The sequence below is a fragment of the Macellibacteroides sp. genome, assembly GCF_050251695.1.
In the GTDB taxonomy this organism is placed as follows: domain Bacteria; phylum Bacteroidota; class Bacteroidia; order Bacteroidales; family Tannerellaceae; genus Macellibacteroides; species Macellibacteroides fermentans.
On the sequence record NZ_JBFWMI010000005.1, the window covers coordinates 8,952 to 19,419 of the forward strand.

Below are 10,468 nucleotides of genomic sequence, written 5' to 3' on the forward strand. Positions count from 1 at the left end.
AGATTTTTCTCATAAAATTGGGTTGTATAGATGATTCAACAAACATAGTAATTAGTTTTACATTTATCAAATAATTTTTTACTAACTTTGTACCGTAAATATAAAATAAGTTAGTGAAACAGAGACTGCGAACATTCTTTACTTATTTCCTGCCCGTTCTGTTTGTGTCGTACTACAGTGTTATTACCCTGTTTATGCACGCTCACATAGAGAATGGGGTTACCATTGTACACTCGCATCCGTTTCAAAAGCAAAGCAACGGAACCACTCACCACCACTCATGTTCCGAAATACAGTTATTCAATGCTCTTTCGCACATTAATGTGCAGGATGGCGCTGTCCATTCGCTGGATATTTGCTTTTTTGCCATTCCTTTAGATACAATAACAACCGGTCCGGTCTGTTCCGGATATACCTCCCATCTGCCGGGTGGTAGTTTATTACGTGCCCCGCCTGCAAGTATCTTTTTTATCTGATTTCTTTATTTTCCGGACGTAGACCGGAAGCGACATCTCTTTGTCTGCCTATGACAGAGAGCAGAGTCTGTTTTTTTAATCAAGTTAATAAAGCAAATGAATAAAATTGTCATACTTATGCTATGTCTGTGCTGTTCCTTGTGGACAGTCAGAGGGGCCGACGAGCCCGTATTGAATCCTTCCGACGCAAACATCGTGGGACATATCATCGACAAAAAAAGCGGGGAACACCTGCCTTATATAAATGTATTTCTGCAAGGAACTACCATTGGAACCGTTTCAGACGGTACCGGACATTTTTATCTGAAGAACCTGCCCGAGGGCAAGTTTACCATCGTGATGAAGTCGGTCGGCTATAAAACAATCGAAAAAGAGATTGTTTCCAAAAAGGGAAAAACCCTGGAGATCAACTTCGAAACAGAGGAAGATGCTGTGTCGCTGGACGGCGTTGTGGTATCTGCCAACCGGAACGAAACAACCAGACGCCTGGCTCCTTCGTTGGTAAATGTACTGGATACAAAGGTATTCGACAGAGCCAATGCAACCAGTCTGGCCGACGGACTTAATTTTCAGCCCGGAGTAAGGGTCGAGAACAATTGTCAGAATTGCGGTTTCCAGCAGGTGCGTATCAACGGTCTGGAGGGCCCTTATACGCAAATCCTGGTAGATAGCCGCTCTATCTTCAGTGCCCTAACCGGAGTATACGGACTGGAACAGATTCCTGCCAATATGATTGAGCGGGTAGAGGTGATGCGCGGTGGCGGATCTGCCCTGTTCGGCTCTTCCGCTATTGCCGGAACTATTAATATTATAACCAAAGAACCACAGCGCAACTCGGCGCAGGTTGCTCACTCACTAACGATGATCGGGGGGAGCAGACCTGATAATAATACAACGTTGAATGCGTCGATGGTTACAGACGACCAGAAAGCTGGTATTTATTTATTCGGACAAAGCCGTACCCGGTCTGCATACGATCACGACGGAGACGGCTTCACAGAGATAGGACACCTTAATGCCAAGACGGTTGGTTTCAGGTCTTATCTGAAGACAAGCACTTATTCCAAACTAACGTTCGAATATCATAACATCAGCGAATTCCGCAGAGGTGGAAACAACCTTGATTTACCTCCTCACGAAACGGATATCACGGAGCAGACGGATCATAATATTAATGGCGGGGGACTTAAATTCGATCTCTTCTCTACCGATTACAAGCATCGCTTAAACCTTTATGCATCGTCTCAGCACACCAAGCGTCAGAGTTACTATGGTGCAGGTAAGGACCCGAACGCCTACGGACATACAACCGACCTCACCTTTATAGGGGGTGCGCAGTATGTATACGACTGGACGAATTGTCTTTTTATGCCGGCCGAGTTTACGGGAGGTATGGAGTACAGCCACGATAACCTGGAGGATGTGATGATAGGATACAATCGTACGATTGCCCAAAAGGTGAATATCGGTAGTCTGTTTTTGCAGAACGAATGGAAAAATGCACGCTGGAGTTTCCTGATGGGAGGTCGTTTTGATAAACATAACCTGATCAATCACCTCATATTTAGTCCCCGTGCCAACCTGAGGTATAATCCTACCAAGGATATTAATCTGCGGCTTTCTTATTCAAGCGGGTTCCGCGCTCCGCAGGCGTTCGACGAAGACTTGCATATTACGGCCGTAGGAGGCGATGTGGCTATCATCAGTATCTCTCCGGATCTGAAAGAAGAAAAGTCGCAGAGTATAAGTGCTTCGGCCGACTTCTATCAGCGCTTCGGGGCGGTACAGACTAATTTTCTTGTTGAGGGCTTTTACACCGACTTAAGCGATGTATTTTTGCTGGAAGAGATTGGCCGCGACCAACAGAATAACCTGTTGCTGGAAAGAAGAAACGGAAAAGGGGCACGGGTGATGGGTATTAACCTGGAAGCCAAGCTGGCTTACGAATGGATGCAGATTCAGGCCGGAGGTACCTTGCAACGCAGCCGTTATAAAGAACCTGAAAAGTGGAGTGGCGATGAAAGTCTGCAGCCGCAGAAAAAGATGTTCCGCTCGCCGGATGTATACGGGTACGTAACCTCTTCATTCAACCCGGTTAAACGGTTGGCGGTTTCCCTTACCGGAACTTATACAGGCAGTATGCTGATGCAGCATTTTGCCGGTTACATTCCGTCCGACAAGGAAGAAAAGACACCCGATTTTCTGGATATGAGCGTAAAGGTGGCCTACGATTTCCCCTTATTCAAGTCAGGTACCCTTCAGGTAAATGCAGGCGTTCAGAATATATTCGACTCTTATCAGAGTGACTTTGACAAGGGTGGCAGCCGCGATGCGGGCTATATTTACGGACCATCCCTACCCAGAAGTGTATATGTAGGTTGTAAGATTATGTATTGATAGATAAATAAGTTGATTTGCCGGCTTCTTTAGTTTGCCGGAAGTCTTTAAGGTTGATTAGGAAGGTTGATAAGAGAGGGATCCGTCGTTTCGGATCCCTCTTCTTTTTTGTGTGGATGTAAGTATGAATAACTGGCAATCATGCTTGAATTAAGCGGGAAAGTTACCAGCTATGCACCTCGGGCCCATGGGACCGTTCAAATGCGCCCATGGGCTCAATTAAACGGTCCCATGGGCCCGAAGTACGAATCCTGTTTGTTTGCGGTTTAAGAGGTATATCTTTGCCGCTTAAGCTCTATAAGGTTGTCTCTTATCTTCCGAAGGGCAGTAGCCGATTGTTCCTTGATTGCGGAGCTGTAATTAATCAGCGGCTGCCCAAATCGTCGTACAAAGTCTGCAACAGAGCCTTCCCATTATTCAGCCGGATCTCGTTTCCTGCCTCAGGTTTTATAATCAAAGGCTTCTCGCTTTCGCAATCGTACACAGAAACCCCCGTGGTATCTATAAAACCAAAACCATTGTTGTAGCTATAGAAAGCATAGGCGGGTTGCAGACTGTCTACCATATTATTACTGAAAGTAAACTCCTTATGCGGCAGATCCAGTTGATAAAGCAGGGTTGCAGCTAAATCGGTTTGATTCCCGTAATTGGCTATTACACGCGGCTCCTTTATTGCTCCACCCAGCCATAGCATAGGGATGTGATATCTTTTGGGATCGTGCTCTTTAACAGAAGCCGGATATCTGAATCCATGGTCGGATACCAAAACAATCAGCGTATTATTCCAAAGCGGCAGTTTCTTTAATTTATCAATAAAATCACCCAGACAGCTATCCGTAAATGCTACCGAGTTGAGGTAGGGATCCTTTAACCGGTTGTATGGAACCTCGAATGGCTCGTGACTGCTTAAGGTGAGGAATGTGCTGAAGAAGGGCTCCTTGCGGGAGTTGTCGGTCATACTTTGGTAAAGATGGGCGAAGGTGATGTCGTCGTTGGCTCCCCATTTGGAAAGGCGGCTTTTAAGCGGGAAATCCCTGTCGGCCGTCACCTTGCTATACCCCGAGCTAAAGAAATAGCTCTGCATGTTTGTAAAGTTGATATCGCCACCATACAACATATCGGAAGTGTATCCTTTCTTCTGAAGAGATTTGGCAATGGATGGAAGCGTCTGGCTTTTAGCCGGATATTTCATAATCGAGGTGGTAGGCTGTGCCAGATAGCCATTCAGAACAGCAACAATACCCCGGTCTGTACGGAACGAATTGGCATACATGTTGCTGAACAGGATTCCCTCTTTACTTAACCTGTTTATATTGGGAGTAACTCCTGTTTCTCCTCCAAGAACTTCAATCGCATTGGCAGAGAAACTCTCCATCAGGATAAGAATGATGTTGGGGTTTTTGGTAGTGAGTAACTCCGGAATAGAGTCGCCCTGCGGTTGATTGGTTAGCTTTTTGAAAATCTTGCTGCGCTGCGATTCGCTGAAATAGTTGTATTGCGCTGCAAAATCCTGCTGTTTGGACAGCGAAGCCAGAAAGCTGAAGCAGGGATTGATGGCCGAATGGTTGAGGAACTGATTCTTGCTGAAGTATACCATACCCACATTCGCTGTAGAAGTGGTAACACCGCCTCTGATCGGAATAAAGAGAATACCTCCCAGCAGTACCAGCTGAACCGAGTTGCTGAACATCTTTTTTACATATTGTTCCGGCATCAGGGGGAGTACAAATCTTTTGAGTGCCCAGAATATTCCGTAGGTGTATACAACGAAAACCAGAGTTTGCAGTATCAGTGTGCTGGCCGGTGCACTGGCAAGTGCATCCGAAGGTGATTGCAGGTAGAACAACGGGGTGGCGTCCAGCCGGAATCCCCAGTAAGGATACAAGGCAATGTCCACCACAAAGATGAGTGAGATGATACACGCAACGATAAAAAAGTATCCTTTAAGAATAAAAGTAATATATCTGCCGGGTATCCATACCGAAAGAAGTGTGAGTAACAAGGGTATAACTGTAAGGTAGCCGGCTACGGTGGCATCCAGCTGCAGTCCGTGAACCATTACCTGCAGATAATCCGAAATACTTAATCCCCCTCCGGAGGCATGGTTATACAACATAAATACTGGCTTTTGCAAAGCAAAGACCAGTATAAATGTTATGAAGCAGGCAAAAAGAAATAATACTCTCTTTTTCATTGCTATGTTTTTATTGAATTATCTGTACATCCTTTGTTTCATCTCTGCCACAATCGGGTCGGTGATGTAATCGTCGTAATCCATTATCTTGTCGATGATACCGTTAGGTGTAAGTTCAATTACACGATTGGCAACCGTCTGGATAAATTCGTGGTCATGACTTGAAAAGAGGATATTTCCTTTGAACGCCTTCAACGTATTGTTAAATGCCTGAATAGATTCCAGGTCAAGGTGGTTTGTAGGAGAATCCAGAATCATGGTGTTGGCGTTCTTAAGCATCATACGTGAGATCATACAACGCATCTTTTCGCCTCCCGAAAGCACGCTTGCTTTTTTAAGCACCTCTTCGCCGGAGAACAACATCTTACCAAGGAATCCTTTCAGGTATACCTCGTTGGTATCTTCTGCGAACTGCGAAAGCCACTCGATCAGATTCATATCTGTGTTGAAGTACTGCGTGTTTTCCAACGGAAGATAGGCTGTCGTAATGGTTTGTCCCCATTCGAAAGAGCCTTCGTAGTCATTGTCTTCGTCGTTTATTATGTTGAACAATGCCGTCATGGCACGCGGGTCGCGGCTGATAAATACTATCTTATCATCTTTTTCCACATTGAAGTTCACGTCCTTGAACAGTACAGTTCCTTCGATGGATTTAGATAATCCCTTTACCTCGAGGATACGGTTGCCCGGTTCGCGCGAAGGGGTGAAGATAATACCCGGATAACGACGTGAGGAAGCCTGGATCTCTTCGATATTCAGCTTCTCGATCATCTTCTTACGGCTGGTTGTCTGCTTTGACTTAGCCACGTTGGCACTGAAGCGGCGGATAAACTCTTCGAGTTCCTTTTTCTTTTCTTCGGCCTTCTTGTTCTGTTGCTGTTGCTGACGGAGAGCAAGCTGACTGGATTCGTACCAGAAGCTGTAGTTGCCGGCAAACTGTTTTACTTTACCAAAGTCGATATCCACCGTATGGGTACAAACCGAGTCAAGGAAGTGACGGTCGTGCGATACCACCAGCACCGTGTTTTCAAAGTCGGCAAGGTAATGCTCAAGCCAGCTTACTGTTTCAAGGTCGAGGTCGTTGGTAGGCTCATCCAGCAAGAGGTTGTCCGGTTTACCAAACAGGGCTCTGGCAAGTAATACACGCACCTTCTGCTTACCGCTCAGGTCTCTCATCATGCTGTAATGTATGTCTTCGCTAATGCCTAGTCCGCTTAATAAATTGGCTGCGTCGCTTTCTGCATTCCAGCCTTCCATCTCGGCAAACTTTTCTTCAAGTTCGGAAACACGTATCCCGTCGGCATCCGAAAAATCGGGCTTTTCGTATAACGCATTCTTTTCCTTAATGATATCCCAAAGCACCGTGTGCCCCATGATAACCGTATCCAGTACTGTAAATTCGTCGAAGGCGAAGTGATCCTGACTCAACACGGAGAGGCGTTCGCCCGGACCTAATGAGATGGATCCCCGCGTGGGGTCAAGCTGACCGCTTATAATGCGGAGAAGCGTAGATTTTCCGGCACCGTTGGCACCAATGATGCCGTAGCAGTTACCCGGTGTGAACTTTAAATTGACGTCTTGAAACAACGCACGTTTTCCGAATTGAAGATCCAGATTGTTAACCGTAATCATATCTTTGTATACCTATTAATTTGCAATTGAGACCGCAAAGGTAGTAAAAATTAGAAGCATGGACAAAAAATAGATTGCCGAACAAAAGATATGCAGCATTTATACTTGTGTTTTCGTCTTATTTGTATAAAGAGAAAAAATGATTACAACCGAGAGGAAAAGTTTTTACGTTAAATAGTATGTAATTTCTATTTTGTGTTATAATACTGATTATATTTGTATTTTAATGTAGTACATACTTTTATGAGGACTTTAAATTAAACCTTGACCGGGTAAAAGTAGTCTAAATTGTAATAATAAAAATGTTGAGGAGGATAAATTATGAAACCCATTAAACTGACATCTTTGCTTCTTATGCTTCTGGTAGCTTCAACGGCTTTCGGACAGGAAGTTTTTTATGATGATGTATACTTCTCCGGGAAAAAGGAAAAAAAAGAACAAAAGGAGGAGAAAAAGGTTATTGAACCCCAAAAACAAACTCAGCGTACTGCAACTGCAGCTCAAATGAACGCATCAACCCATGCAAAAGCAGCATCTTCTCTTTCTGATGACGAGATTGATGCCTACAACCGTCGTTATTCTAATGGAAGCGAAGAATATGCCAATGCAGAAGAGGGTGATTATGCAGCTGAAGATTCGGTTAAAGTCAATGAACGTCGTTCGGATACAGAATATTCTGAAAGAATTATCCGTTATCATTCACCCAGCAAGGTAACAATTGCCGGTGCTGATAATGTAAATATTTTCCTTAGCGACGGATATTACGGCTACGATTACGAAACAGAATACGCCGACGGAGGTTCAAGTGTGAACTTTAATATTAATATCGGCAATTCCTGGGGATGGAGATCTCCCTGGTATAGTTGGTACTCTTCCTGGTACGATCCATGGTATTACAGCCCTTGGGGATACAGTTCATGGTATGGACCTTCCTGGGGATGGGGTGGATTCTACAGCCCGTGGTATTATAGCTCATGGTATGGCCCGTCATGGGGTTGGGGTGGTTATTACGGAGGTTATTATGGAGGCTACTACGGACACCACCATTATTGGGGAGGAAGTTACGGACATGCCTATTATTCATCTCCTTACCAGCACATGCCAAATGGCCGTTCGGCTATTGGACGCAACGTAAATGGTCGTTCAAGCAGATCTTCCGTAGGTGGAACCGATATGAGCCTGCGCAGTTCAAACCGTAGCACAAGTGTGATGCGTAGTTCAAGAAGCGGAGCTTCGTCTGTTCGCAGTTCGTCTATCATCGATCGTTCGGATGTGGTTGGCAGCAGCCGTTCAAGCCGTTCGTCTTCCGTACGTTCTTCCGAAGGAACATCAACCCGCAGCAGTGTGAACTCGGGTGGTTCGGTTATCCGTCGTTCGGAAGCCCCGTCAACACGTACCCGGACTATACGCAGCGAATCTTCAGACTATAGCTCAAGCAGACAGCAGTATACTCCGTCCAGAAGCAGCAGTTCGCGGTCATCTTATTCCGGTCAGCCGGCAACCCGCAGCAGCCAGAGTTATTCTTCTCCATCCGGCAGCAGCTCTCGTAGCAGCAGCAGTTCATACAGCTCGCCTTCAAGCAGCAGTAGCAGCCGTTCCAGTGGAGTAAGCAGTGGCGGCGGAAGCAGTAGCAGCAGTAGTGGAGGTAGCAGCCGTTCAAGTGGCGGCGGTGGCAGACGCTAATATTGCAACCTGTATTTGAAGAGAGTATATTCAAGAAAATTGTTGATATAAAACTTTACGTGATGAAAAAAATAGTTTGCTTAGTTGCATCTGTATTGTTCCTTTCTGGAGCATCTGCATTTGCGCAGGGAGAGATGGATGCCTATAAATATTCTCTGGGAGATCTTAATGGAACCGCCCGTTACCTGGGTATGGGCGGTGCATTCGGTGCTTTAGGTGGGGATGCCTCTGCCATGAGCTCCAACCCGGCTGGTCTGGGTATATATCGTAGTTCGGAAGTTGTGGGAACACTTAGCCTCTCTTCGATTGATACAAAATCGAATTGGAATGGCAATGTTTCTAAAGACGATAAGTCGAAACTTAGCTTTGATAATTTTTCGTATGTAGGTTATTTCCCTACGGCCAACGAGTCAGGGATTATGAGCTGGAACATCGGACTATCATACAACCGTTTGAAAAATTTCAACCGTAATTACCGGTTGTCCGGCTCACAGGCTTATTCTTTGGCCGATTATGCAGCCGATATTTCATATGGGATTCATGAAAATGACCTTATTTATGTAAAAGATTCCTACGATCCTTATAATAATCCTAATAATCCATGGATGTCTGTATTAGGATATGAAGCTGGTTATTTCGGATCTTTTCTTAATGACCGGAGTAGTTACCACTCGGGTTTTGGAACATCGAATGCAACAGGCGATATCTGGTATGCAGACAGTCCCCAGAACACGACTTTGAACGTGTCTGAAAAGGGTGCTGTAGATCAGTATAACTTTGCATTTGCAACTAATATTTCCAACAGTGTCTTTTTAGGTGCTACCTTAGCTGTTACGGACATTAATTATAGTATATCTTCTATATACGACGAGCGTTTTGAAGGAGGCGATTATCTTTATTTGGATAATGGTTTGACTACAGAAGGTACCGGATACTCTTTTAATCTGGGTGCCATTGTAAGACCGGTCGACTTCCTTCGTATGGGGGTTGCCTATAATTCGCCAACGTGGTATAAGATGACCGACTATTTCCATGCAGAAGCCGGAACGGACATTGCTCAGTATAATCCTTCCAAAATGGATGCTTCAACACCCGATAAGGTTTATGCCGACTATAAACTTCGTACTCCCGACAAATGGATTTTTAGTGCGGCTGCTGTAATTGGTCAGTACGGACTGTTAAGCGTGGATTATGAGTTGACAAACTTTAAAGGAATGCGTTTGAAGGATGTGAATGACAGAGAGATGGATGCCAACAATTTTATTAAGGAAGATTTTGGTACCAGCGGTCTGTTAAAGGTGGGTGGCGAATTTAAAGTAACTCCTCAGTTTGCTGTAAGAGCAGGTGCCGGCTGGCAATCCAGCCCGGTTAAGACTGCCCTGAAGAACGGAGATGTAGAGGTTATTACTGCAGGTACGCTTCCTCACTATACAGTGGACAAGGGATCTGATTATATTACAGTTGGTTTGGGGTATCGTTTTACTCCAAACTTCTATGCAGACCTGGCCTGTGTTTATAAGACATATAAGGAAGATGCATTTACTTTCTCAAGAACATTCCTTGATAATGGAGATATAATGGTAGATTCAGATGCAATTTCTCTTAAAACAAATACAACACGCGTAGCTCTTACACTAGGATATAAGTTCTGATAAAAAGGGTTTCGTTGTCTAATGTCCCCTATTCGTACAAGAAAGGTACGGGTAGGGGACAATTCTTTTTTTTTACATAATAAATGTTTGTGAGTCTTAAGTAATCTTAGTTTATTTGTACTAAATAATATTGTTAAACTTTAAACCCCTACTGCCTATTGCATATCATTACTCCATAAAATTAAAAACATATAAGTAATGAACAGATTTGAATCGATGACCGACGAAATGTTGGTTATGATGTATGCACAAGGCACTAATGCTGCATTCGATACACTATTGAACCGCTACAAAAGCAGTATTCATTCGTATATTTATTTTATCGTACGTAATCGTGAACTTGCAGAGGATATCTTTCAGGAAACCTTTGTGAAGGTTATCATAACGATCAAACAGGGACGATATACCGATAACGGAAAGTTCAAAGCATGGAT

Annotated in this window: 7 protein-coding genes; 5 read left to right on the top strand and 2 right to left on the bottom strand. The window is 44.4% G+C overall.

Features of this window, described 5'->3' with window-relative positions; all coding sequences use genetic code 11:
- Positions 1-113: 113 nt before the first annotated feature.
- Positions 114-476 carry a hypothetical protein gene (locus AB7E53_RS01505; RefSeq protein WP_446773744.1) on the top strand — a complete coding sequence of 121 codons (363 nt, stop codon included), beginning with the start codon at positions 114-116 and terminating at the stop codon, positions 474-476.
- A 96-nt stretch (positions 477-572) separates the two neighbouring features.
- Positions 573-2,873, top strand: coding sequence for a TonB-dependent receptor (locus tag AB7E53_RS01510; RefSeq protein WP_446773746.1), 2,301 nt, complete (start codon positions 573-575; stop codon positions 2,871-2,873).
- 364 nt (positions 2,874-3,237) lie between these two features.
- Here AB7E53_RS01510 and AB7E53_RS01515 read toward each other — a convergent pair whose 3' ends face one another.
- Together AB7E53_RS01515 and AB7E53_RS01520 are read right to left on the bottom strand one after the other, a co-directional pair.
- Positions 3,238-5,067, bottom strand: a complete 1,830-nt coding sequence (locus tag AB7E53_RS01515) for an LTA synthase family protein (protein ID WP_446773748.1) — start codon at positions 5,065-5,067, stop codon at positions 3,238-3,240.
- 18 nt (positions 5,068-5,085) lie between these two features.
- Positions 5,086-6,699, bottom strand: a complete 1,614-nt coding sequence (locus tag AB7E53_RS01520) for an ABC-F family ATP-binding cassette domain-containing protein (protein ID WP_446773750.1) — start codon at positions 6,697-6,699, stop codon at positions 5,086-5,088.
- 321 nt (positions 6,700-7,020) lie between these two features.
- On the opposite strand from AB7E53_RS01520, the gene AB7E53_RS01525 reads away from it, so the two are divergent.
- The 3 genes from AB7E53_RS01525 to AB7E53_RS01535 form a co-directional block, all read left to right on the top strand.
- Complete coding sequence (locus tag AB7E53_RS01525; protein WP_446773752.1) at positions 7,021-8,382, top strand: hypothetical protein; 1,362 nt, start codon at positions 7,021-7,023, stop codon at positions 8,380-8,382.
- A 62-nt stretch (positions 8,383-8,444) separates the two neighbouring features.
- Positions 8,445-10,034 carry an OmpP1/FadL family transporter gene (locus AB7E53_RS01530; protein WP_446773754.1) on the top strand — a complete coding sequence of 530 codons (1,590 nt, stop codon included), beginning with the start codon at positions 8,445-8,447 and terminating at the stop codon, positions 10,032-10,034.
- A 198-nt stretch (positions 10,035-10,232) separates the two neighbouring features.
- Positions 10,233-10,468: RNA polymerase sigma factor (locus AB7E53_RS01535; RefSeq protein ID WP_446773755.1), on the top strand; the 236-nt coding region annotated here is incomplete at its 3' end.

Excerpts from the sequence above, each read along its gene's own strand:
- AB7E53_RS01510 (WP_446773746.1), top strand. The coding sequence starts at position 573 with ATGAATAAAATTGTCATACTTATGCTATGTCTGTGCTGTTCCTTGTGG.
- AB7E53_RS01515 (WP_446773748.1), bottom strand. The coding sequence starts at position 5,067 with ATGAAAAAGAGAGTATTATTTCTTTTTGCCTGCTTCATAACATTTATA.
- AB7E53_RS01520 (WP_446773750.1), bottom strand. The coding sequence starts at position 6,699 with ATGATTACGGTTAACAATCTGGATCTTCAATTCGGAAAACGTGCGTTG.
- AB7E53_RS01525 (WP_446773752.1), top strand. The coding sequence starts at position 7,021 with ATGAAACCCATTAAACTGACATCTTTGCTTCTTATGCTTCTGGTAGCT.
- AB7E53_RS01530 (WP_446773754.1), top strand. The coding sequence starts at position 8,445 with ATGAAAAAAATAGTTTGCTTAGTTGCATCTGTATTGTTCCTTTCTGGA.